This is a genomic window from Flavobacterium sp. W21_SRS_FM3 (assembly GCF_052113625.1).
GTDB lineage: Bacteria > Bacteroidota > Bacteroidia > Flavobacteriales > Flavobacteriaceae > Flavobacterium.
The window spans coordinates 45474-69764 of the sequence record NZ_JBGQOD010000011.1 but is presented as its reverse complement, the minus strand read 5'-3'; the positions used below and the strand labels follow the sequence as shown (position 1 = coordinate 69764).

Annotated in this window: 16 protein-coding genes and 1 tRNA gene; 8 read left to right on the top strand and 9 right to left on the bottom strand. The window is 34.6% G+C overall.

What is annotated here, in order from left to right:
• From ACEN2K_RS13990 to ACEN2K_RS13965, 6 genes are all read left to right on the top strand, one after another.
• Positions 1-1134 (top strand): FIST signal transduction protein, encoded by a 1134-nt coding sequence (locus tag ACEN2K_RS13990; protein WP_441759954.1) that lies wholly within the window; start codon positions 1-3, stop codon positions 1132-1134.
• Positions 1134-2180, top strand: a complete 1047-nt coding sequence (locus ACEN2K_RS13985) for a sensor histidine kinase (RefSeq protein ID WP_441759953.1) — start codon at positions 1134-1136, stop codon at positions 2178-2180. Before ACEN2K_RS13990 ends, ACEN2K_RS13985 begins: the two co-directional genes overlap by 1 nt.
• Positions 2161-2478, top strand: coding sequence for an Hpt domain-containing protein (locus ACEN2K_RS13980; RefSeq protein ID WP_441759952.1), 318 nt, complete (start codon positions 2161-2163; stop codon positions 2476-2478). The genes ACEN2K_RS13985 and ACEN2K_RS13980 overlap by 20 nt, the downstream gene beginning before the upstream one ends.
• A gap of 10 nt (positions 2479-2488) precedes the next feature.
• Complete coding sequence (locus ACEN2K_RS13975) at positions 2489-3193, top strand: LytR/AlgR family response regulator transcription factor (protein WP_441759951.1); 705 nt, start codon at positions 2489-2491, stop codon at positions 3191-3193.
• Between the two features lie 261 nt (positions 3194-3454).
• On the top strand, positions 3455-4624 hold the full coding sequence (locus ACEN2K_RS13970; protein ID WP_441759950.1) for a response regulator: 1170 nt from the start codon (positions 3455-3457) through the stop codon (positions 4622-4624).
• Between the two features lie 163 nt (positions 4625-4787).
• Positions 4788-5489 (top strand): PH domain-containing protein, encoded by a 702-nt coding sequence (locus tag ACEN2K_RS13965; protein ID WP_441759949.1) that lies wholly within the window; start codon positions 4788-4790, stop codon positions 5487-5489.
• 64 nt (positions 5490-5553) lie between these two features.
• On the opposite strand, the gene ACEN2K_RS13960 is transcribed toward ACEN2K_RS13965, so the two are convergent.
• The 3 genes from ACEN2K_RS13960 to ACEN2K_RS13950 form a co-directional block, all read right to left on the bottom strand.
• Positions 5554-6654, bottom strand: a complete 1101-nt coding sequence (locus tag ACEN2K_RS13960; RefSeq protein ID WP_441759948.1) for a DUF4407 domain-containing protein — start codon at positions 6652-6654, stop codon at positions 5554-5556.
• 194 nt (positions 6655-6848) lie between these two features.
• Entirely contained in the window at positions 6849-8450 is a 1602-nt protein-coding gene (pckA, locus tag ACEN2K_RS13955) for a phosphoenolpyruvate carboxykinase (ATP) (RefSeq protein ID WP_441759947.1), read from the bottom strand.
• Positions 8451-8530: 80 nt separating this feature from the next.
• Positions 8531-8917 (bottom strand): DUF423 domain-containing protein, encoded by a 387-nt coding sequence (locus tag ACEN2K_RS13950; RefSeq protein ID WP_441759946.1) that lies wholly within the window; start codon positions 8915-8917, stop codon positions 8531-8533.
• Between the two features lie 165 nt (positions 8918-9082).
• Here ACEN2K_RS13950 and ACEN2K_RS13945 point away from each other — a divergent pair, with 165 nt between their 5' ends.
• Positions 9083-10456 (top strand): saccharopine dehydrogenase family protein, encoded by a 1374-nt coding sequence (locus ACEN2K_RS13945; protein ID WP_441759945.1) that lies wholly within the window; start codon positions 9083-9085, stop codon positions 10454-10456.
• A gap of 58 nt (positions 10457-10514) precedes the next feature.
• On the opposite strand, the gene ACEN2K_RS13940 is transcribed toward ACEN2K_RS13945, so the two are convergent.
• The 4 genes from ACEN2K_RS13940 to ACEN2K_RS13925 form a co-directional block, all read right to left on the bottom strand.
• Positions 10515-11981, bottom strand: a complete 1467-nt coding sequence (locus ACEN2K_RS13940) for a M56 family metallopeptidase (RefSeq protein WP_441759944.1) — start codon at positions 11979-11981, stop codon at positions 10515-10517.
• On the bottom strand, positions 11978-12352 hold the full coding sequence (locus ACEN2K_RS13935; protein WP_441759943.1) for a BlaI/MecI/CopY family transcriptional regulator: 375 nt from the start codon (positions 12350-12352) through the stop codon (positions 11978-11980). Before ACEN2K_RS13935 ends, ACEN2K_RS13940 begins: the two co-directional genes overlap by 4 nt.
• Before the next feature lie 22 nt (positions 12353-12374).
• Positions 12375-12788, bottom strand: a complete 414-nt coding sequence (locus ACEN2K_RS13930; protein WP_441759942.1) for a hypothetical protein — start codon at positions 12786-12788, stop codon at positions 12375-12377.
• Between the two features lie 238 nt (positions 12789-13026).
• Positions 13027-14418: a dipeptidase gene (locus tag ACEN2K_RS13925; RefSeq protein WP_441759941.1), complete on the bottom strand. Its 1392-nt coding sequence runs from the start codon at positions 14416-14418 to the stop codon at positions 13027-13029.
• Between the two features lie 110 nt (positions 14419-14528).
• On the opposite strand from ACEN2K_RS13925, the gene ACEN2K_RS13920 reads away from it, so the two are divergent.
• Positions 14529-14610, top strand: a tRNA-Leu gene (locus ACEN2K_RS13920).
• Between the two features lie 589 nt (positions 14611-15199).
• Here ACEN2K_RS13920 and ACEN2K_RS13915 read toward each other — a convergent pair.
• Positions 15200-16276, bottom strand: coding sequence for a PorP/SprF family type IX secretion system membrane protein (locus ACEN2K_RS13915; protein ID WP_441759940.1), 1077 nt, complete (start codon positions 16274-16276; stop codon positions 15200-15202).
• 13 nt (positions 16277-16289) lie between these two features.
• Positions 16290-24155 (bottom strand): Ig-like domain-containing protein, encoded by a 7866-nt coding sequence (locus tag ACEN2K_RS13910; RefSeq protein WP_441759939.1) that lies wholly within the window; start codon positions 24153-24155, stop codon positions 16290-16292.
• Between the last annotated feature and the right edge of the window lie 136 nt (positions 24156-24291).

Here is a 24291-nt window from a genome sequence, read left to right as displayed (position 1 = left end):
ATGAAAATAGTTCAAGCATATAAGCAAGGGGATAAAAGCTGGCAATATCGTCAAGAAAAGGAAACATTGAATAATCCGTTAGTTCTAATTTTTGGAAATCGCTTCCTTTTCGAAGATAAAAAAGTTTTGGAGGACATTCGTAACGAATTTCCTTATGAACATTTAGTGTTTGGTTCTACATCAGGCGAGATAATTTGTTGCAATGTTTTTGATAACAGTATAACTGTAACAGCAATTGAATTTGAAAAAAGTGGCTTTATTGTAAAAACTGAGAATATTTTTAAACATACCAAAGACGCTAAAAAATTAGGAGAATATCTTTATGATAAAATGCCCAAAGAAAATTTAAAACACTTATTTGTTCTCTCTGAGGGTAGTTTTGTAAACGGTAGTTCACTAATAAGCGGTCTGGAAAATAATATAGCCATTAACACTTCAATTACGGGAGGGATGTGCGGTGATGACGCCCGTTTTGAAAAAACACTAGCGTCATATAAAGAGGATCCTAAAGAAGGGGAAGTTGTCTTAATAGGTTTTTACGGTGACACATTAGAAATTTCATTTGCAAGCTATGGAGGTTGGATACCCTTTGGTCCGGAGCGAATAATTACAAAATCAGAGGCTAACATACTCTATGAAATTGATGGGAAACCTGCATTAGATCTGTATAAAAACTATTTAGGCGACAAAGCGGATCAGTTGCCACAAGCTTCGTTATTTTACCCTTTAAATGTCACACCTGAAGGGAAAGATAAACCAGTCGTTAGAACGATATTAAGCATAGATGATGCTAATCAATCGATGGTCTTAGCTGGGGATGTTCCTATGGATTCTAAAGTTCAATTAATGATGGCTTCCATAGATGGCATTGCATCTGGTGCTAGGAGAGCGGCCAAAGACGCTATGAAAAACAGAAAAAACGATCCACAACTTGCACTACTCGTCAGTTGCGTGGGAAGAAAATTAGTTATGGGACAAAGAGTTGAAGAAGAAATAGAGCAAGTACAGGAGATAATCGGTAAAGAAATAGCGAGCTGTGGTTTCTATTCTTACGGTGAAATGGCTCCATTTCATGGAGAAACTTCATGTGATCTGCATAATCAAACAATGACATTAACCCTAATAAGCGAATAATGAATTCTCTTTTAAAAAGACAATTAAAAAAATATCTTGATCAAGATGGTGAAATCATTACTGAATCATTATTAGCGGCTATAAGCGAATCGTATGATAATTATGAGGATCAGATGGCAATGTTGGGACGTGCTATGAAAATAAGTTCAGATGAATTGTTTCAAGCAAATAAGCAACTAAGGGAAGAAGCAAAAAGTTTGAAGGATATTAATAAAAACTTAGAAACTATTCTCAATTCAATGAATTTAGAAAGTAATAGTGTTTCTGAAAATAACAATTTTATTCCGTCAGAATATATTAAGAAACAATCTTTAGAGATTGTGAAAATCAATAAGCAGCGAGAAGAATTACTTCAAAATTTAGAAAAGCAAAACCAGTCCTTAAATGAATATGCTCACATGGTTTCTCACGACTTAAAAGCACCTTTAAGAAGTATCGACACACTTATAAATTGGTATATAGAGGACAATGTAGAGCAGATTAGCAGAGATAATAAAGAGCCGTTAGATTTAATTCTTCTCAATGTGGAGAAAATGGATTTACTGATTACAGGAATTTTAAACTATTCTTCTATAGATAATGAGCATGCAGAAGATAGGGTAGTAGACTTAAATGTTTTACTGAATGAAACAGCCAATACATTAGTATTTCCAGCTCATGTTAAGATTCAAATTGCCGATAATATGCCTAAGGTTTTTGGTAACAATTTTAGATTTAAACAATTATTCCAAAATTTAATTCAAAATGCGATCAATTTTAGTGATAAGGAAAACAGTCTTATCGAAATTGATTTTACCGAAAATGCAAACGAATACCAATTCACTATTAAAGATAATGGAATAGGAATACCAAAGAAATACCACAATCAGATATTTACCATCTTCAGTAAGCTAGAAAACAATACAAAGTCCACAGGTATAGGGCTTTCAATTGTAAAAAAAATAGTTGAATTATATAATGGTACAATCTGGTTAGAAAGTCAAGAAGGAGTAGGAAGTGTTTTTTATTTTACAATAGCAAAAGAGTATGGAACAACCAAATATTAATTACATCAATAAGTTATCTGGTGACAATGTAGCGTTCAAAAGCAAAATGATTGCAATTCTCAAAAGAGAACTTCCAGAAGAAACTACCATTTATAACCATCAGATGCAAAATAATGATTTCAATCTTGCCGCTCAGTCTGTTCATAAGTTAAAACACAAAATATCTATTCTAGGTTTAGAAAAAAGTTATTATCTTGCTGAAAGGTTTGAAGATAATTTAAAAAATAACGATATTGACCTACAATCTTCTTTTGAAGAGGTATTAGTGTTGATGAATGCATTTGTTGTAAAATTATAAAATTTAAAATATGAATAGTATTATTATTGATGATGAAGAAATGGCAAGAGCAATCATGACACAAATGATTGAATCTCACCCTGACTTAAAACTCATTCAAGAATTTCCTAATGCTATCCAAGCGATTAAATTTTTAAATCACATTGAAGTAGATCTAGTTTTTTTAGATATACACATGCCAGACTTCACAGGTTTTGATTTCATTGATACTTTAAAAAATCCACCTAAAATAATCTTAGTCACTTCTGACAAGGACTTTGCTATCGAAGCGTTTGGTTATTCTTGTATTGTTGATTACTTATTAAAGCCAATAACTGAGGAACGTTTTAATAAAGCCATCAAAAAAGCAAATTCAGCCCAAATAGAATCGGTTAAAGAAATCAAACCACAAATTAAAGAGGAGCTTAAAGAGTTTTATGTAAACATAGATAGGAGATTGATTAAAATTGATTTTGAATCTGTGGACATTATAGAAGCTAAGGGAGATTATATCCACATTAAAACAGATAAAAAGAATTACATTGTACACTCTACTCTTAAAAAGATAGAAGTCAAATTACCCTCTGATGTGTTTCTAAAAGTTCATCGCTCTTACATTATTAACACAAATAAAATTATCGATATTGAAGATAACAGTGTGTTAATAAAAAAAGATGTTATCCCTGTAAGCAGGGCTAATAGACCGGAATTGATGAAAAGATTAAATCTTTTATAGTGAACTTCAACCCTTGTTTGCAATTCAATAAAAAATCAAGTTTTTCAAAAAGTGCTGCTATATGCATATAGTTAATTTGCTAAATTCTCTATACGTAAGGGGCAACTGAGTTATTAAATTTCACTGCAAAAGGCTATTTTCATTGGTCTATTAAAACCATCCACTCATCGTTAGATTGTCTAGTCTAAATCTAAAATCTTAAAATTGGGCGCTATTAGAAGTTATTTTTACACTATATCAATAATGTAAAATAAACCAATTATGAAAATTTTAATAGCCGATGACCAAGAACTTGTCTTACTTTCATTAGAAAAGTATTTGTCTGATTTAGGGTACGAAGTTAGTTGTGCTACTAATATGTCTGAGGCTATTGCTTTGTATGATGAGTTAGAGCCATCTTTAGTGATATCTGATATAAATATGCCAGTATTGCCTAATTCTGATAACAGCTTCAAAACCTTAGATTACATTAAAAAAGTGTCTGGCCTAGAGATTGTTAAGTACATTAAAATCATTAAGAAAGATCCTGTTCCAGTAATGCTATTGTCTGGAAATAATGATGAATCTGTTATACTGAAAGGTTTTGCATTAGGTGCTGATGATTATATGAAAAAACCACTAAGCCTTGATGAAATTGCTACTCGTATTGAAAAACTCATTGGGGTTGTTGACAAAAAGAAAAAACGCAGTGATACTCCTCGATTAATTCAAAGGAAATGCATTGGAGTCGTTATCCCCTTTTATAATTTAGAACAAGAATTTTTTAAAAGGGATTATGCTAAAATAATTCATACTAATTTAGGATATCATTTCTGCTTTGTGAATTTGGGAGACAGTAGTAATTTAGATGCCATAAAAGAATTGATGGAAGGTAATGAGGAAAGAATAAGTATTTATAATTGCGGTGAAGCAGTGCTTATTTCTGAAGCGGTTAGATTGGCAGCTTTACATTTAGTAAAAGACGAGCAATTTGATTTTATTGGCTTTATTAACCCAGATCTGGATGTAAATTTTAGAGACTTCCATGATTTAGCAAAAACAATCTCTAATTCAAATTTTAAGTTTGTTAGTGGTAGGAGGCCTGTCCAAATGGAAGATAGCAGTATTTTTGATTTAGTAATAGCCAATGGTATTAAAACACTAATTAATAAGACAATTAACATGAAGTTACACGATGCTTTATGCGGCGCTAAAATTATGAGTAAAGAGGTTGTTGAGAAAACCTTTTCAGAAAAATTTAAGACTAATCAGACTTTCGACTTAGAGATTTTAATGCGAATGAAAAAAGAGTATGGTAATAGTAAGACAAAAAAAATAGTATGTGAACAACCCTTGCAAAGGTGGATGAGTTGTGATACTTTTAGTACCTCACTTCTCACTTCTTTCAACACTTTTTTTCAGATAGGGCAGATTGCGCTGCATTATAAGTAAGCCTCCGACTTTAAATAGCCTTTGAAGTACATGATTTTTAAAACGTCTTTTTGAAGGATTTAGATAATTGTTAAAAAATACTTTTACTTCCATTTAATACGGAATTTTGGTATTACTTTTGTCAATAAATTGAAAACCAAGACTCCATTAAGTTTTAGATAGTATGAAAGACCAAATAAAGAAATTCTTGAATGAAGATCAAGATCCTAAAGCGATTGAAAAAATCACTGCAAAACTACAGGACTTGTTAATGAAAAATGAAGAAGTAGGTTATATAGGAGTACAAAAGAAACCAGCAATCAATGTTTTTCCAGATAGTATTGTCTTAACTAATAAACGTATCATTTTATGCAAACCTAAGAACTTAGGACTATCAATGGATTTTGTGGATTATGACTGGGAGGATGTAGTCGCTGCTTTTGTTAAAGAAAATATTTTAGGCTCAGAGTTTTCATTTTCTACAAAAACTGAGTTGACTATATCAATAGATTACATCCCTAAAACCCAAGCTAGAAAACTATATACCTATGCTAAGGAACAAATGGATTTATTAAAAGTTCCTGCTCCTCAAAGTACTATTGTTGTAGAGGAAGTTCAGCCAGAAATTGTTCAAGATGCTGAGGTTATTGAGGAAATTGAAGCAGAAGAAGTAACTAATTTTTCTGAAATTATCAGGATTCCTGCAAATTCGTACAATACTGCTATTGTAAGTGAGGAAAATGAAAATAAGGAGAAAGCATTGGGTGAATTAACTCAAGATGAACTATTTAATAAATTGCAGAATTATAAAAAACTCTTGGATAACGGACTCATTTTACAAGGAGAATATGATGCCTATAAAAAAGAAATTCTATCTTTTATGTAATCTATCTAAGGTTTAAAAAATCAAAAAAAGGTCAAATGATGTTAATTTCATTTGACCTTTTTAATTATAAAGTACGCTTTTGTTTTTCTACAAAATTATGAGCTTGTAGTTCTAATAACTCTGTTGCTTTGCTGCGCTGCAAGTCATACAAATTTTTATCCTGAGCTATGTCTTCATATACTTTGTCATGCATCGATGCACTAGTCTTAACTATGAGTTCTCTCTGGTATTTATCTTGTGCTAGGGTTGCTTTTAAGGCTGTTTCTAAATCTTCTAGTTTAAAATCGTATTCTCCTTTAGGCGAAAGCAGTTTTGCAATAATAGGAGAGGTTTCTATAGCCAAAAACAACAACATAATAAAAAAGGATGGCAACCAAGGCAATTTGTTTAATGCATTAATTCGTGCCATTAAACCGTCAAACCCATCTATTATAGGCTGTGTATCGTTTACTTTTTTATCCAAATCTGATTTAAGGGTAATAGCTGTTTTGTCTAATTCGGCAATTTTAGCCATATTATTCTTTTGAAGGCTGTCAAACTCTGTTTTAGCCAAATCATGTTTAGCAATCTTCTCTTTAAAAACAGGACCTTTTCCTAATTTTTTTGTGCCAGCGGTACCTTCAGCTTCAGCAATATAGATTTCGTAGTAGCTGTTGACTTCTTTTTCTTTAGTAGTGATTTCCTGTTTCAATTTGCTGACCTCGGCTTTATTTTTGTCTAAATCAGATTTGAAGTAATTAGTGACTTCCTTTTTATTTTGCAGGGCCATTGCGTTTTTTTCTTTCAATAAAACGGTGTTGATTTCCTTTTCGAAAATTTTAATCTCTAGTGGTTTCGAGATTACAATCGCAATGATAACAGCCAAAATTATTCGGGGCGTAGCTTGTAGCAGTTCGCTTCCTATTTTGTCCCTTTTTCGAATAGTAGAAACGATAAAACGATCTAAATTAAAAATCAGTAAACTCCAAACGAGTCCAAAAAGCAAGGCAGGATAAATAGTATCAAAGACCGTAAATAAGGCATAAGTACTGGCAATAAATGCCATTACAGCTGTAAAGAATACAGTTGCACCTATCCCCACATATTTAGTTTGCTCTCCTTCTGAACATCCTTCTAGAATATCTTTGTCTGCTCCTGAGCAAACGATAAAAAATTGTTTTAACATGATTGATTGTTTTGATTGATGATGACTATGATGATTCTTTTGTCTTTTAAACTCGGGAATGCTTATGCAAATTTAACGCCAAAATATTTGTTTTCTTGTAAATTGCTGATATGTTTTTAGTTAGAGTTTAAATATAAAGCAAAAAGAGCTGTTCGTGTGAACAGCTCTTTTTAAAAAGTGAATTAAAATTAACGTTATGCGTTTGGTGCACCTGCCATTATATCGGCATTGGCAAACTCTTCAAATTTGGCAAAATTAGCTTTGAATTTTTGTCCTAATTCAATGGCTTTTTTATCGTATAATTCTTTGTCTTCCCAAGTATTTCTAGGGTTAAGTATTTCATTAGGTACGTTAGGGCAGTCTTGCGGAATAGCAATTCCAAAGACAGCATGATTTCTATATGCTACGGAGTCTAATTCTCCATTTAAAGCGGCCGTTATCATAGCACGAGTGTACTTTAATTTCATACGGCTTCCTGTTCCATAGGCGCCACCTGTCCACCCGGTGTTGATTAACCATACCTTAACGTCAGCTTCCTGTATTTTTTTACTTAACATTTCGGCATATCTAGTAGGGTGTAATGGCATAAATGGCGCTCCAAAACAGGCTGAGAAGTTGGGTTGCGGTTCTGTTACTCCAGCTTCTGTTCCTGCAACTTTTGCGGTATATCCTGATATGAAATGGTAAGCTGCTTGACCAGGAGTTAATTTTGAAATAGGAGGTAAAATTCCAAAAGAGTCTGCAGTTAAGAAAAAGATGTTTTTTGGGTTTTTCCCAATAGACCCCGGTTGGATATTGTCAATATGATAAATTGGGTAACTTACTCTTGTATTTGGTGTTATAGAAATATCTTCAAAATCTACTTCAGTAGTTCCTGCTTTGAAAACGACATTTTCTAATATAGCCCCTTTTTTAATTGCTCTAAAAATATCTGGCTCATTCTCTTCAGATAAGTTAATTACTTTAGCATAACAGCCGCCTTCAAAATTAAAAACGGTATTTTCATTAGTCCAACCGTGCTCATCATCACCAATTAATTTTCTTTTTGGGTCTGCAGATAATGTTGTTTTACCTGTTCCGGATAAACCAAAGAAAATAGCTGTATCGCCATCGTCTCCAACGTTAGCACTGCAGTGCATCGGTAAAGTGTTTTTATCTACAGGAAGAATAAAGTTTAGAGCAGAGAAGATTCCTTTTTTCATTTCTCCTGTGTAACCAGTCCCTCCAATTAACGCGATTTTTTTTGTAAAATTAAGAATTGCAAAGTTAGATTGACGAGTACCGTCTACAGCGGGATCTGCCATGAAGCTAGGGACACACATTACCGTCCATTCTGGGGTAAAGTTTTCTAATTCTTCTTCAGTAGGTCTTAAAAACATATTATAGCAAAACAAGTTTGCCCAAGGAGTTTCCGTTATTACTCTTACGTTTAAACGATAATTAGGATCGGCACATACATAAGAGTCTCTGACGTAAATTTCTTTATTGTTCAAGTATTTTGTAACTTTTTTATATAAGGCATCAAAAGCGTCGGATTCAAAAGGAATATTTATATTACCCCACCACACCTGATCTTTAGTGATGCTGTCTTTTACAATAAAACGGTCTTGCGGAGATCGTCCAGTAAATTCTCCAGTGTTAATTGCTAGCGCTCCTGTTGACATTTCAATTCCTTGACCTAAGGCTATTGTTTTGTCATGTAATTCGCTGGCTGATAATTGGTAATGAATCTTTGCGTTTTCGATTCCTAAGTCATTTAGCGAAATCGATTTCGTAAACGGTGTGTTATTATTCATAAAATTATGTATTGTGTGGTTTAATTTATTGAGTGCAAAAGTAGAAATTATATTTTAGATACGATTTGATATTCTTGTTTTTATGATTTTTTCTTGAGGTTTTGGAAAAGTAACACCAGCCAAGCCGCTATTAATAAGGCACCACCTATAGGAGTTACAAAACCAATAGTTTTAAAATCGAAAGAAGTAAGGGCATTAGTAGCTAATAAATATATAGTGCCAGAAAACAGAATAACACCTGACAAAACTAAATTATGGATGGTTTTTTTTGCTTTTTCTGACAGATTAGTTAGCAGTCCAACAAACAGTAAAAAAAGGGCATGGTACATTTGATAACGCACTCCAGTTTCAAATGTTATTAATTGCTCTGGTGCTAGTACTTTTTTGAGGGCATGTGCTCCAAAAGCGCCAAAAATTATAGCGATTCCTCCTAAAACTGTTGCTGTTGTAAGTATTTTTTTATTCATCTTTAAGTATATCTGATACAAAAGTATTCCTTATCTAATGATTGTAAAAGATTTCTAGCCATTAGTTTTAATTTTTAAGATGTTAAAAATTATAAAATGTTTTAACACATCAGCGTTGTTATAAATACAACATTTTTGTATGTTTGTGTTATATTTATATAAATTATGAGGCAAATCTTAATTATTGGTGCAGGAAGATCAGCATCTTCATTAATACAATACCTATTGAATAAATCGGAGCAAGAGCAACTGCATCTTGTTATTGCAGATTTGTCCTTGGCTTTAGCCGAAAAAAAAACAAATAATCATCCTAATGCTACAGCGATTGCTTTAGATATTTTTGACGCTAATCAAAGAAAGACTGCTATTGAGAAAGCAGCTATTGTTATCTCGATGTTGCCAGCTCATTTACATATTGAAGTAGCCAGAGACTGTATCGTTTATAAGAAGAGTTTAGTAACTGCCTCTTATGTAAGTGATGCGATGCAGGAATTAGACGCTGCGGCCAAAGAAAATAATTTGGTTTTTATGAATGAAATTGGTCTCGATCCAGGAATTGATCATATGAGCGCAATGAAAGTAATTGATGAAATTAGAGATAAAGGTGGCAAGATGCTTTTATTTGAATCATTTTGTGGTGGATTAGTTGCTCCGGAGTCCGATTCTAATCTTTGGAATTATAAATTTACTTGGGCGCCGCGTAATGTTGTGCTTGCTGGTCAAGGTGGAGCCGCTAAGTTTGTTCAAGAAGGGACTTATAAATACATTCCCTATTGTAATTTATTTAGACGTACAGAGTTTCTTGATGTAGAAGGTTATGGACGTTTTGAAGCCTATTCTAACAGGGATTCTTTAAAATATAGAAGTGTGTATGGTTTGGATAATGTACTTACTTTATATAGAGGTACCATTAGAAGAGTAGGCTTTTCTAAAGCATGGAATATGTTTGTGCAACTGGGGATGACAGATGATAGTTATGTCATGGAGGACTCTGAAAATATGAGTTATCGCCAGTTTGTAAATTCCTTTTTACCTTATCATCCTACGGATTCGGTGGAAATAAAAACCCGTTTAATTCTAAAAATTGACCAAGATGATATCATGTGGGATAAGTTATTAGAGTTGGATTTATTTAATGATACAAAGTTTGTAGGATTAAAGAATGCTACGCCTGCACAAATGCTAGAAAAAATACTGAGTGATAGTTGGACGTTACAAATGGACGACAAAGACATGATTGTGATGTATCACAAGTTTGGATTTGAACTTAATGGTACTAAGCAACAGATAGATTCTAAGATGGTTTGTCTAGGTGATGATCAAACGTATACCGCTATGTCAAAAACGGTAGGTTTGCCTGTCGCTATGGCGACTTTGCAAATATTAAATGGAAAGATAAAGACTCCAGGAGTTCAGCTTCCTATAAATAAAGAGGTGTATTTGCCTATTTTGAAAGAGTTAGAAGAGTATGGTGTTGTTTTTAAAGAACAAACAATGCCTTATTTAGGGTATAAACCCGATGTAGTTTTTAGTTTTTAGTTGTTCTAATTTTGAAATCCGCTTCCCCCTCCAGAAGCGGATTTTCTTTATAATTTTATTACTCTGCCACTATGGTTATAGGTAAGCTATATAGCGTTTTAACGGGGACATTGTTTAGTTTTCCGGGAATCCATTTTGGAGAAAGTTTCAGTACTCTGATGGCTTCTTCAGCTGTTCCGTAGCCAATATCTCTCAGGATGGTTAATTCGGAGAGTGAGCCATCTTTTTCAACCATAAAGGTGACATACACCTTGCCTTTTAGTTTCACATCTGAAGCCTCTTTCGAGATCTTGTAATTTTCTGCAACAAATTTATAAAACGCTTCCATTCCGCCTGGAAATGTTGGTTTTTGTGTCACCTCAGTAGTTTTGTAGGCTTTTCCTATTTTATTACTGTGAATGTTGATGTCAACATATTGCGGACCTTTACTAGCTAATATTTCATTTGGTTGTTCTTTGAATTCTTGCTTGTGTTCAGAAGGAGGAGCGGGCGCAGGTGGAGGAGGAGGCGGAACATGTTCTTTCTCTTCCGCAGTGAGTTCGGGGAATGTTTTGGTTGCAATTGTTGTTCCATTTTTATCTTTTATTCGAAAGGTAGTTTCTTCAAAGTATTTTTCCATTCCGCTGATAGGAGATTCTAATTTCACTGGACGTTGGGCTGATTCTTCTTTCTCTACTTTTTTACCACATGATAAAAAGACGATGCTTGCAATTAGAGGAATTAAAACTATTTTTTTTACTATAGCTCTGGTTCCAGAGGTGGTTTTTGTCATCATAATAAATCTTTTTTTAGTTATTGAATAATTCAAATTACTGGCCAAGTAATAGCTTGTGTCTTTATTAGCTACTGATAGCAATAGATTCTGGTAGAATGGAACATTGTTATATGCTGTTACAACTTGCTCATCAGCTAAGAATTCATGATTAAGTTGGATTGCTTTTTTATAGAATAAAAATATTGGGTTAAACCAAAGGAATACTTTTATAGTTTCGATGAATAAGATATCAAAAGTGTGTTTTTGTTTTACATGAATAAGTTCGTGGGTGAACAATTCCTCTTCAATATTTCTATTGTAATATGCTTTTTTATTGATGTAGATGCAGTTTAAAAAAGTGTGAGGCAGAATGTTGTCGTCTAATAAAACAAGCTTTGCATTTTTGTAGGGAACTGTAGAACTCCTTTTCTGTTTTTGAGTTAATTCTAAAATGTTGTTTATAAATCGGTACGCTAAAACTAATGCGGTGATACTATAAATTGACCAGAGTACAATCTCCCAGTAATTTGTTTGGTCAGCAATTACCATAGTTGCACCCTCCTCTGGAATCACCAGTGGTTTTTTTAAAAGTGCTGTGCTTGCCTCTTGAATAATCTCAATGGTTATAAATGGAATCGCAAAGGAAAATGCTAAGCTAAATAGCAAGTAAAAACGATTGAATTGATGCATTTTTTCTTTCTCTAAAATAAGATGGTACACTGCTAGTAGCACCGCTAAAGAAAGTGTCGATTTGATTGTAAAGTCTATCATTTTTTCTTCTTTAAGATTTCACCGTCAATTATTTTTCTTAAATCTTCTAATTCTTTAGACGAGAGGTTGGTTTCTTTCGTGAAGAATGAAGCAAATTGGGAAGCCGAATTATTGAAAAAACTGCTAATTAGTCCGTTTACATGTTTAGAGAAATAGTCGGTTTTCTTAACTAGTGGATAATACTCTCTAGAATTACCAAATTCATTATAAGCCACAAAATCTTTATCAATCATACGTTTTAATAAAGTGGCTATAGTGGTCGTTTTGGGTTTTGGTTCAGGATAAGCTTCTAGTAAATCTTTCATAAATGCCTTTTCTAGTTGCCACAAATGTTCCATTAGTTGTTCTTCGGCGTTAGTGAGTTGTTGCATTATATTTTTATTTAAAGATTGTTTAGTGATTGGTTTCTGAGATTAAATCTCCGTTTTTATATGTTCGCGTTGCTGTTAAATTTCCTTTGTTATCATAATAGTTCCAGTTGCCACTGTAGAACCAGTGGGCATATTTTGTACTAGTGTCTAAAACCGTTTTTCCTCTGGACTGTATTTTTCCATTTTTGTGATAAAACTGGGTATAACAAGTATTGCCTTTGTGCTTTTCTCTTTTAATTATTTTACCGTCTAGATAATACCGCCACTTTTTTACAGGATCATCATTTTTATATTTCCCCATTGATTTATAATGTGCGCTGTCTAAGTAATAGTGTTCTATCCAAAGACCTTCTTTTTTTTTGTTTATTTTTTGGTTGATTTTACAGGAAAACAAACTCAAAATTAGACAACCTAAAATGACATTTAATTTTTTCATGTATATATGCTCTACAAAAAAGTATATTGTTCTACAAATGTAGAGTAATATTTTGTATAAACAAGTTTTTAGTGTAAAATATTTGGTTGTTAAGTAGTTGCGTTAAGGATTGTAGCGGAAATCCTTATTTGTTTTTTGCAAATAAGATTGAAGTGTAAAGCCTGACCCGCTTTTTCGGCGGGTAACGCCAAAAAAAAAATCCGCTCATTTCTGAACGGATTGTGTATGAAGTGGATTCTTATTTTTTGCTTAATTCAACAAAATATTTGTAGAACAACGGAATGGTTTCGATTCCTTTTAAATAATTAAAAATCCCAAAATGTTCGTTTGGCGAGTGAATAGCATCGCTGTCTAAGCCAAATCCCATCAAAATGGTTTTGCTTTTTAATTCTTTTTCGAACAAAGCAACTATTGGAATACTTCCACCAGAGCGCACTGGTATGGCAGGCACTCCAAAAGTTTCAGTATACGCCATGTTTGCCGCTTGATAACCAATGCTGTCAATAGGCGTCACATAACCCTGACCCCCATGGTGAGGTTTCACTTTTACTGTAACTCCTGCAGGAGCAAGGCTTAAGAAATGTTTTGTAAACAATTCAGTTATTTCTTCCCATTCTTGGTTAGGAACTAAACGCATGGAGATTTTAGCAAACGCCTGACTAGCAATAACCGTTTTAGCCCCTTCGCCTGTATAACCTCCCCAGATTCCATTTACATCAAGTGTAGGTCGGATGGAGTTTCTTTCATTAGTTACATACCCTTTCTCGCCATAAACATCGTTTAGTTTTAAGGCATTTTTATATTTTTCTAAGCTAAATGGCGCTTTGGCCATTTCGGCTCTTTCTTCAAGAGATAATTCTTCTACTTTATCATAGAATCCTGGGATAGTGATGTGATTGTTTTCGTCATGAAGCGATGCAATCATCTTTGCTAATATGTTGATAGGATTGGCAACAGCTCCTCCATAAAGTCCAGAATGTAAATCGCGATTAGGACCAGTGACCTCAACTTCAACATAGCTTAGACCACGTAATCCTGTAGTGATAGATGGTTGCTGGTTAGAAATCATTCCTGTATCAGAGATAAGGATAACATCGTTTTTAAGCTTTTCGGTGTTGTTCTCCACAAAAGTTTTTAGATTGACACTTCCCACTTCTTCTTCTCCCTCAATCATAAACTTGACATTACAAGGAAGGTTGTTGTTCTTGATCATGTACTCAAATGCTTTCACATGCATGTACATTTGGCCTTTGTCATCACAAGCACCACGTGCAAAAATGGCTCCTTCAGGATGAATATCTGTTTTTTTGATTACAGGTTCAAATGGAGGAGAAGTCCATAGTTCAATTGGATCAGCTGGTTGCACATCATAATGTCCGTAAACAAGTACAGTGGGCAATTCAGGATCAATTATTTTTTCACCATAAACGATTGGGTAACCATCTGTTTCACAAATTTCCACCAAATCGCAACCTGCGTTTTCTAGGCTCAGTTTTACTGCTTCTGAAGTATCTATAACATCTTGAGAGTAAGCAGTATCAGCACTTACCGAAGGAATTTTTAATAATTCAATTAATTCGTTGATGAAACGATCTTTGTTTTCTTGAACGTATGACTTGATATTTTCCATTTATTAACTAATTTTTTATAGTTTCAAAAGTACAAAAAATAGAATAAAAATTTTTTTAAAAAAATGCTTTGAAAGTTCAAACTTATGTCTATATTTGCACCCACAATTACGCGGATATGGTGAAATTGGTAGACATGCCAGACTTAGGATCTGGTGCCGCAAGGCGTGTAGGTTCGAGTCCTATTATCCGCACTTTAAAGCCCAAAATATTGAATAGCAATATTTTGGGTTTTTTGTTTCTGATTTTGTCGAAATATTGTCGATACTTTTTTAGATATTAATTTTTGGATATATCTTTTAGTTCACGATATTATTAGTTTGTTTTTTGATACTATTAAGGGCTTCTCCCTTTCTATAGTAATATCTTTTACCTAGGTACATAACTGGCAAGCCTTACTTTTTTAGTCCTTCTCAATATCGTAGGCCTATTAAATTAGAGTAATTCACATGTTTCATCTGTTGATAATATAGTATTACAATTATTTTGTGAAGAAACATTTAGCTTTTCTGCTGCTTTTTCAATACTATTCAGTTTCTCCAAGATAATTTCAAAAGCATTTTCTATTTTTTATATGTAAGTTAAAAACGATTAAGATCAATTGCTAGAATGTAACACTAAAAAAGTTATTAATAGATTTTCATAGTTTATATAATGCTTTTAAAAAAAAACTTAGAAGTACGCATATTTCATATGCATATAGTTTGTTGATGGTGAATGGCAATAAGCAATTATTTTTATTGTTTTTTCTCTATATAACGGAGATCTAATGCTTCTAGAATTTTAATCATCATAATTCCTGCCCCAAGGTCTTCTTGCCAAATAATTATTACAACTATGACATTCCCTGCCTATCTGCCAAGTCAGTGAAAATTCATGAACTCCCTGAGTATTCTCTATTTTTGAAGTACTTACGTCATACGAATAACCAAAAGTGAAGTTATATATTTTAATGGAACCAATCAGATTTACTGAAGTCAGAAGATGGCTGTCAGCACTTTTCATCATAGGATTTGTTGCAGCAATTACGCCTATAATAAATGGATTAAAATGGACTATACTACCAAAATCCAATCGATTGTATTGGCCTTGTTTCATGAAATTTGATGTGAGCACTAATTTGGAATTATCCGGTAAGAACGAAAAACCAGGGCCACTGTCCAGGTTGAATGAATAGCCACTTTGAAGAGTGAAATTCATATCTAATGGCAGTTTTCCTTGGGAGTCAAATGCAATATTGGGTGTGTTAAGATGCTTCATTGAGGCACCGAGCCAAAAATCATCGGTATAAAGTAAAAATCCCGAAGAAATATCAAAGAAATCTATTTTGTTCTGCAGGCGTAAAAGAGTTGGATCTAAACTACCACCGCCAATGCTGCCATCGTTAGTATTGATTTGGTCTTCAAACAAAAGGCTTTTGAAATTAAAATTTTTAGTTCCATAACCTCCTTCTAATCCTAAAATCATTCTTAAACCGGAATAAAAATTATCAAGGTCAAGATTTAGGGAAAATACACCATTGATTTGAGTGTAATTATAATCTGTAAAAACCTCATGCTGGTTTAGGACTGTCAGCCCTATTCCAATATTTTGAAGATTGGAATCATTTGGTCGAGAATCTTCTGATAAATTCCCAATTGAGCCGTTGATAAATGCATAATCAGTATCTAATCTTCTGGCACCATCAGGCCATTGCGTTCTATGCAGAATTCCTGTGTTTAAAGTATTTACGGTACCTGTAAACGCACCATTTTGTGTTTCAGGAACAAAGTAGTACTGCGTAAAAACAGGGTCTTGAGCCTTAACTTCAACAATGGATAGGGAAGCTAACAGTATGTATATAACAAATTTTAATTTCATTCTCTTTGGATGCTTATTTTAGTAAAACAAAAGGGTGATTTTCATTGACAATGGTTCCATAAAAGGTTTCTGCGATCACTTTACAATAATAATTACCATTTTCCGCATTTTGGCCTTTTATTTTACCATCCCAGCCCGTCAATGTATCACCAGTTTCTGAATAGATCATTGAACCCCATGTGTCATAAATATCTAGACGGACATTTTTTAAAGCCTTAGTCACAGGTCGGAATGTATCATTGAAAGTATCGTTATTGGGTGTAAAAGCAGTTGGAACAAATAATACATATCCTTTTTCAACAATAAAACTGATTTTTTGTACATAGATGCATCCAAATGGATAAGTAACTGTTTGTGTAACTGTATACTCTTTTGGATTTATAAAGGTATGTACTGGGTTAAGATCTGTTGAAAAGCTACCGTCACCAAAATCCCAAACGATACTCATATAATCTCCCGTAGCAGTATTCGTAAACTGTATTGGATCCATTATAGAATAATTGCCATATGATACATAAGAATATGATGTTGCATTAAATGATGGCGATCCAAGAGACTGTAATTTGACATTGAAGGAGTAATTAGCTGTACAGCCTATTGCATCAGTTACATATAATATTGCTGTTCCGTTTTGGCTAGTATTCATTATTTCATTATTTGGACCACTGACTGTTCCATTTGACCAAGACAATTGGTAGGGTGGAACCCCACCGGAAACTTTGGCTACAAAGTTTTGTTTAACATATTTGGTTTCACAATTAAATTCTGTTTTGGTTGCCACTCCTATAACGATAGGTGGCGGTCGGTTGATGCTGTATTGCGCCTGTTTTGAACAGCCTCTGCTATCAGTTACTGTAACCAGATAATTTCCTGCAGGAATATTGCTTAAATCTTCAGTTGTTGATCCATTTGACCAAGAATAGGTAAAAGGTGGTGTACCTCCGGCAACGAGAAGGTTTATGGCGCCACTATTAGCATTGTCACAATCAAAGGCGTTGGTAGTATTAGCAGTTAAAATTAAAGGTTGAGGTTCCAAAATAATAAAAGTTCTTTTGATTGTACAAGGCTTACTATCAACAATCGTTACCGTGTAAGACCCTGGTCCTAAATTATTCCTGACATTTCCAGCTACTGCATTATCATCCCAAACTAATTTTACAGGAGCAATTCCCCCAATAATATTTAGATTGATACTACCATCATGAGACCCAAAACAAGAAATATTTTTAACCACAGGATTGATTGTAAATATGGGTGCTTCAGGGATATTTACATTCAATGTTTTTACACAATTATTGGAATCTGTAACGGTAATTAGATAATCCCCAGCCGATAGATTATCCTGAAACGTGCCGCCACCTAGATTACTCCATGCAATATTATAAGGAGTAACACCACCACTTATAGCAAGAGTTATAGAAGCATCATTAGAGTCATAACAGATTATTGGGGTGGTTTTGGCTGCCAAAACAATGGCAGTTGGTTGGGTAAGTGTAACACTTAATGCTTTAGAACAACCCGAATTATCGGTAACCACTACATTATAAGTTCCAGCAGTAATAGCAGTGAGATTTTTATTGGAACTTGTAAATCCGTTTAGTCCAGTCCAAGCAAAGTTATATCCCGAAAGTGCAGGTGTTCCACCAACGACAGCAATGTCTATTGCTCCTGTAGCTTCTCCAAAGCAGAATATGTTAGTTTGACTGGTAAGGCTAACCGCTAACATAGGTGGTTCTGTTATGGTAAATGTCGCAGTTTTTGGGTTGCAATTATTAGTATCTGTTACGGTAAGCACGTATATCCCTGGACTTAAATCAGATAAGTCATCGGTTGTAGCATAAGGAATTCCGTCTTTCGTCCACGTATAATAGTAGTCTAATATTCCACCAGTGACTGTGATTTTAATTTCACCATTGCCATCATTAAAGCATGTAATGTCTTTCTTTAAATCAGTAGTTATAATAATATCGTCGGGTTGCGTAATATTTACTGTTTGAACTTTGCTACAATTATTAGCGTCGGTAACCGTCAAATGATAAGTTCCTGCATTTAATCCTGTTGCATTCAAAGAAGTTTGTACCGGAATTGTATCCCAAGAGTATGTTAACATCCCCGTTCCTCCACTTACTAAAACTGAAACTGCACCTGTATTATTTCCATAACAATTTACATTGGTTTGAGAGGCAATTGAAATTACAATACCATTTGGCTCTGTGATAGTGGCTTGAGTGCTTGTAGTACAACCCTTAGCATCTGTAATTGTGGCTGTATACGTGCCGATTGCCAGATTGACTGCAATAGCCGATGTTTGAACTGGTGTTGTATTCCAAGAATAGCTATAAGGTGCTGTCCCTCCAGTAGCAGTTACAGTAGCAGAACCGGTGCTGTTTCCTGAACAGAAGACATCTGTTTGAGCGGATATAGTTGCGGACATTCCTGCTGGTTCTGTTATTGTTACGGGGCTTGAATCTACACATCCATGAGCATCTGTAACCGTTACATTGTAAGTTCCTGCTGTTAATCCTGTAGCTGTTACCGAGGTTTGAACTGGAATTGTATTCCAAGAAAAAGTGTAAGGTGCAGTCCCTCCAGTAGCTGAAACGGTAGCATTTCCGTTACTTGCTCCAAAACAACTTACGTTAGTTGAATGGGATATTGTGGAAGCCAATTCGGTTAAAGGCTGAGTAATAAGTACTGACTTCACTTTTGAACAACCATTGGCATCTGTTACAGTTACATTATAAGTCCCGGCTATTAATCCCGTTGCTGTTGCATTTGTTTGCATTGGAATAGTGTCCCATGAATAGGTTAAAATCCCTGTGCCTCCCGTGGCGGATACCGTTGCAGAACCCGTATTATTACCAAAACAGAGCACATTGGTTTGTGATGAAATGGAAGCAGTAATCTCGTTGGGTTCCGTTATTATAGCTAGTTTTTGGATCGAGCAATTATTGGCATCTGTAATAGTAACTGTATAATTACCAGCTGTCAAACCTGTTGCTGTTGCTGTGGTTTGAATTGGATTTGTATTCCAGGAATAGGTGAGAGTCCCTATTCCTCCAGTAGCAGTTACTGTTGCTGTACCCGCTGCACTTCCAGCACAACTGATATTTGAAGGATATGATATGGAAGCTGTAATACCGCCGGGTTGTGTGATTTCTATTCCTAGAATTGACTTAGTACTTCCATTTGCATCGGTAACTTTAATGTCATAAATGCCTGCTGCCAAACTTGTGAAAGTATAATTTGTAGCCGTTGCGTTAGTAATGCTGCTGATTGTTCCACCTCCTTGCAAAGTCAATAAATAATCATATGGTCCAATAGATTGTTGCGTAATATCAACTTTAATGGCTCCAGTCAAATAACTAAAACATAATACATCGATTTGTGCAGCAGTATCTTCTTGAATAAGTAAAGGTAGTGGTGATGTCAAGTTAAAATTTAATACCACAGGATTACAAAGTCCGTCGTTAATAGTTAACGAATATGCGCCCGCTGGAACATTTGAAATGTCTTGGCTTGATGCCGAATAACTGCCTGGTCCTGTCCATAAATAAGTATATGAACCCGAGCCTCCAGTTACTGTTACATTAATCGCTCCATCATTGGCACCAACAGTGCTCACATTAAAACCATTAAAATTAGACAGAATACTGGATGTAATTATAGCAGGATTTACCGTTATTTTATACTCTAAAGTTGGTCCCGAACAAGAAACCCCGTTGTTTTCTAAAGTTGCTGTTGCAGTGTAAATTACAGTTAGTGGCGTTGTTGTTACATTTACCAAAGTCTGTGTTGGGATAGTTGCTATTCCCGAAGCTGTTGCTCCAGTAATTCCAGCAGGAATAGTTGCTGTCCAATTAAAAGATACATTTCCAGTAGTAAGACTTGATAAATTTATAGACGAACTATCACTTCCAGAGCAAAGTGTTTGATTTGGTCCAGAAATTTGAACTTTTGGAGAAGGATTAACTGTTACTACTGCCGTAAATGAGGGCCCTGTGCAGGTTCCAGATTTTGGAGTTACGTTGTATGTAGCCGTTTGAACATCATTTGTAGGATTAATTAACGTGCCTTTAATCGTTGTTTGATTTGCCAGTGCTACACCTCCCGTAATTCCTCCCGTAACAACAGGAGCCGACCATGAATAGGTGGTTCCAACTGGGACAGTATTTCCGCTGTCATCTAAAGGGACTATTGAAAAAGTAGAATTGGAACAGATGGTTTGCGCTTGTGTGGTTGTAATACTTGGATTAATACTCACAGTAAATGTTTCTGTTTTCTGACAACTATTAGAATTTGTATATGTAATTGTTGTAGTTCCACTGGTTAATCCAGTAACTAAACCTGTAGCGTTTATTGTAGCAATGGCAGGGTTAGAAGATAACCAAGGTAAAGTTAATGATGCTGTTCCGGAGCCATTTAACTGTGAGGTAAAACCAATACATGTTTTTAAATTTCCTCCTATTGTGGGTTGAGGGTTTATTGTTACTGTAATGGGTTTAATTATAGAACAGCCGTTTGAATTCGTTGCTTTAATATAGTAAGTCCCTGATGTTGTTATCGCAGTTGCTGTTGACATTGAAATTGTTGCTGATGCATTTGTCCAATAATTATAATTTAATCCACCATCGGAACCTGATGTGATGGCTGCTGCAGTAATGTCTACGGTAGCAGGAGAACAAATCGATAACGGATTTGTAACAATTAAAGTAGGGGATTCATTTACAGAAAAAAAGAAATCAACTGTACAACCATTACTGTTTTTATAGGTTATTGTAGTTGTTCCCACTGCTATACTTGACACTTGCCCTGCATTATTAACTGTAGCTATAGCAGGAGTTGACGATGCCCATGGGGAACTAGTGTTAGCAGTTCCTGATCCTGATAATTGTGTCATAGTGCCCAAACATCCTTTGGATGGTCCTGATATTGTAGGAAGGTTATTTACTGTAAATGTTATATTTACTGTACAACCATCCGAGTTTGTATAGCTAATTGTAGCTGTACCAGCCGTAAGTGCGTTTACCAATCCTGTACTATTAACAGATGCGATAGTTGGATTTGAGGACACCCATGGCGAACTTGAAGCCGAAGTTCCAGATCCTATTAATTGCGAAGTGGAATTGGTACAGACAGATATATTACCTGTAATCGTTGGCAAAGCATTAACATTAAAAGTGGAAGTGACCGAACAATTACTAGAGTTCTTATAAGTAATTGTTACTGTGCCTACAGCTTTTGCTGTCACCAGTCCTGTATTACTAACTGTTGCAATAGTTATATTTGACGAAGTCCATGGTAGACTAGATGCAGGTATTCCATTACCCGTTAATTGGGAAGTAGTATTGATACATGCTGACGTATTGCCTAAAATTGAAGGTAAAGCATTAACAGTAAAAGTTTCGGTTTTTGAGCAACCATTAGAATTTGTATAAGTTATAACAGTTGTACCTAATGCTATTGGAGAAATTAAACCTGTACTACTTATTGTTGCTACACTAGGATCAGATGAAATCCACGGATTACCTGAGGCTGGTGTTGTTGTACTTGATAATTGAGAGCTTACACCGATGCATGTAGACAATGTTCCTCCTATAACAGGTAAAGCATTTACAACTACTGTTACTGGTTTAATTATAATACAACCGTTCGAATTCGCTGCTTTTATGTAGTAAATACCTGAAACTGTAACTGCAGCTGGTGTTGACATCGGTGTAGTTGCTGATGCGTCTGTCCAATAACTATAAGTTAGCCCGCTGTCCGATCCTAATGTAATGGTTGGTGCTGTTATGTCTACGGTTACAGGAGTACAAACTGCTGAGGGATTTGCAACATTTAAATTTGGAGATTCATTGAATGCAAAAGTAAAAGTAGCTTGACCTAAGCTTGCGCAATTTCCATTAACAACTACTGTAATATCATATTTTTTAAATGCAGTAAAGTTTATTTTAGGGAACTGACTGTTAGCCGTTGTCCCGCCAGTATAACTGTAATCTCCCGCAGTGACTCCACTACCGGAAATGGACCATAAAAAACTTGTAGGGGCAAAAGGTGCGACACTATAATTTGGCTTTGTGCCAACTTGACTAAAATCAATTGTGTAATTTGGTGGTGCCTGACATATTGATAATGTGTTAGGAGTAAAACTTACCGTAGGACTTCCTGAAACTTCAATAATTTTAGAAATTGACTCAACAGTTCCGCAAGAATTTGTTACAAATAATTTTACAGTATAAGTGCCCGGGTTTGTAAATACTATTTTAGGGTCTTGTGAAGTAGCACTAGATGGATTTACAAATTGATATCCAGTTGAAGGCGAGACAGTCCATAAAAAGGTGGGATCCTGGCAAGGCTGTGTTAGTACATTTGACGTATTTGTAAATTGGATTTGTGTATTTGGACAAATCGGTGTTTCTGGTGTGTTTGTAAAAGTAGCTGTTGATGCAACTTCTATTTTTACGGTTTTAGTAACTTCAGAAATTGTTTTACATAAATCCTTGTTAACAGATGTTAATTTTATTTCCCAACATCCATTTTCTGTAATAAATGAAGCTGGTATTCTTAAACTCGGTAATTTTGGATTCGAATTATCAATCCAACTCAAATCAGTAACTTTTGAAGGAGCAGCCATACTAGGTTTTTTATAATACCATGTAAAAGTTGCTGCATCAAGACAATTTCCAGCAGTCCCATATGACCCCAAAACAGTTGTATTGACAGCATTAATATCTTGATTGAAACACTGCTTAGTAACTAATGTAAAATTAGCTTTAGGAGCTAAACTCACGTTTACTTTTTTTTCGACACCATTACCATTCTTAAAATATGTTGAACAATAATTTGGATTAGCACCACCATTGTAAACGCCTTTATTTAAAAGCGTTTCTTTTATTATAAAATTACTATCTGATTTAGCACAGGATACTGTCGTATATGTATGAGTTATAGTTGGATTTGCCATTAATTCTGCTTGCGTTAGTTCTAATACTGGTGAACTGTCGCCAAAATCAACTCTATATTTTGAACCATTGTAATTCCTACCAATACCCTGACTTGTTATATCAACTGTAAATGACACGCCCGTACCAACACAAACAACCTCACTTGTTGAGTTACCTAAACTAGTTCCATTTCCATGAAACAATAGTACTACACTATATACTGATTTAGTGTTTTTTTCAATTTCGAAAACATACGTCCCAATAGCTAAATTGTCAGGAATAGTTATAATTCCAGAATTATTGTCATAGGAAATCGATGTTTGTGCATTTGTTAATACATCTATTAAGGTTATTTTATAATTATCTGTTTTTAAATAATTACAGAGTTCAATATCATATAGGGTACTCATGTCTCTTGAAATAGCACCAACACTTTGAGTCAATGAACCAAAAAAAGTTTGTGAACTTCCACAGGAGGAGATGCAATTAAAAAAAGTACTATCATTATCTAAAGAAGTTTTAACGGAAGGAATTCCGATAGCACTACCTACACTTACTGTAAAAATTGCCGTTTCTTCTGTGGCATATGTTTCTGGTGTAGTCCCTAAACCAGTTGTAGCTCTTACCCTTAATTTGTATGTTCCTGCAGCAAGTCCAGTAGGCAGTGTACCGTTAATTACAGGAGCATAAAACTCATTTAAAGTGTTTAAAGTTATAGGCGTTGTAAATGCTCCTCCAACATTAGACAATTCCAGAATAAATTGATTATTCAACTGAAATATTCCTGTTGGGTTTATTATAACTGAAACTCCTGAACCAGCAGTGTAATTTGCTGAATTGTTAAATCGAATTAAGTTAATTGTTTGGGAATTTGCACTAAATATTGCAGTAAAAAGGAAGATAGATAAAAATAAAATCTTGTAAATATATTTCATATTTGTGCATTAATTCAACCAACGTCAAGTATGATTTTTATGAGGGAAGAAAGTAGTTTGGCCAAAGATACCGTAATGATTTTTCATTCGTTTACGGTTTACCGTAAAAGCAGTTGTATGCAGAATGAAATAATAT

Coding starts and splice junctions, on each gene's coding strand:
- ACEN2K_RS13990 (WP_441759954.1), top strand. CDS start 1: ATGAAAATAGTTCAAGCATATAAGCAAGGGGATAAAAGCTGGCAATAT.
- ACEN2K_RS13985 (WP_441759953.1), top strand. CDS start 1,134: ATGAATTCTCTTTTAAAAAGACAATTAAAAAAATATCTTGATCAAGAT.
- ACEN2K_RS13980 (WP_441759952.1), top strand. CDS start 2,161: ATGGAACAACCAAATATTAATTACATCAATAAGTTATCTGGTGACAAT.
- ACEN2K_RS13975 (WP_441759951.1), top strand. CDS start 2,489: ATGAATAGTATTATTATTGATGATGAAGAAATGGCAAGAGCAATCATG.
- ACEN2K_RS13970 (WP_441759950.1), top strand. CDS start 3,455: ATGAAAATTTTAATAGCCGATGACCAAGAACTTGTCTTACTTTCATTA.
- ACEN2K_RS13965 (WP_441759949.1), top strand. CDS start 4,788: ATGAAAGACCAAATAAAGAAATTCTTGAATGAAGATCAAGATCCTAAA.
- ACEN2K_RS13960 (WP_441759948.1), bottom strand. CDS start 6,654: ATGTTAAAACAATTTTTTATCGTTTGCTCAGGAGCAGACAAAGATATT.
- pckA (WP_441759947.1), bottom strand. CDS start 8,450: ATGAATAATAACACACCGTTTACGAAATCGATTTCGCTAAATGACTTA.
- ACEN2K_RS13950 (WP_441759946.1), bottom strand. CDS start 8,917: ATGAATAAAAAAATACTTACAACAGCAACAGTTTTAGGAGGAATCGCT.
- ACEN2K_RS13945 (WP_441759945.1), top strand. CDS start 9,083: ATGAGGCAAATCTTAATTATTGGTGCAGGAAGATCAGCATCTTCATTA.
- ACEN2K_RS13940 (WP_441759944.1), bottom strand. CDS start 11,981: ATGATAGACTTTACAATCAAATCGACACTTTCTTTAGCGGTGCTACTA.
- ACEN2K_RS13935 (WP_441759943.1), bottom strand. CDS start 12,352: ATGCAACAACTCACTAACGCCGAAGAACAACTAATGGAACATTTGTGG.
- ACEN2K_RS13930 (WP_441759942.1), bottom strand. CDS start 12,788: ATGAAAAAATTAAATGTCATTTTAGGTTGTCTAATTTTGAGTTTGTTT.
- ACEN2K_RS13925 (WP_441759941.1), bottom strand. CDS start 14,418: ATGGAAAATATCAAGTCATACGTTCAAGAAAACAAAGATCGTTTCATC.
- ACEN2K_RS13915 (WP_441759940.1), bottom strand. CDS start 16,276: ATGAAATTAAAATTTGTTATATACATACTGTTAGCTTCCCTATCCATT.
- ACEN2K_RS13910 (WP_441759939.1), bottom strand. CDS start 24,155: ATGAAATATATTTACAAGATTTTATTTTTATCTATCTTCCTTTTTACT.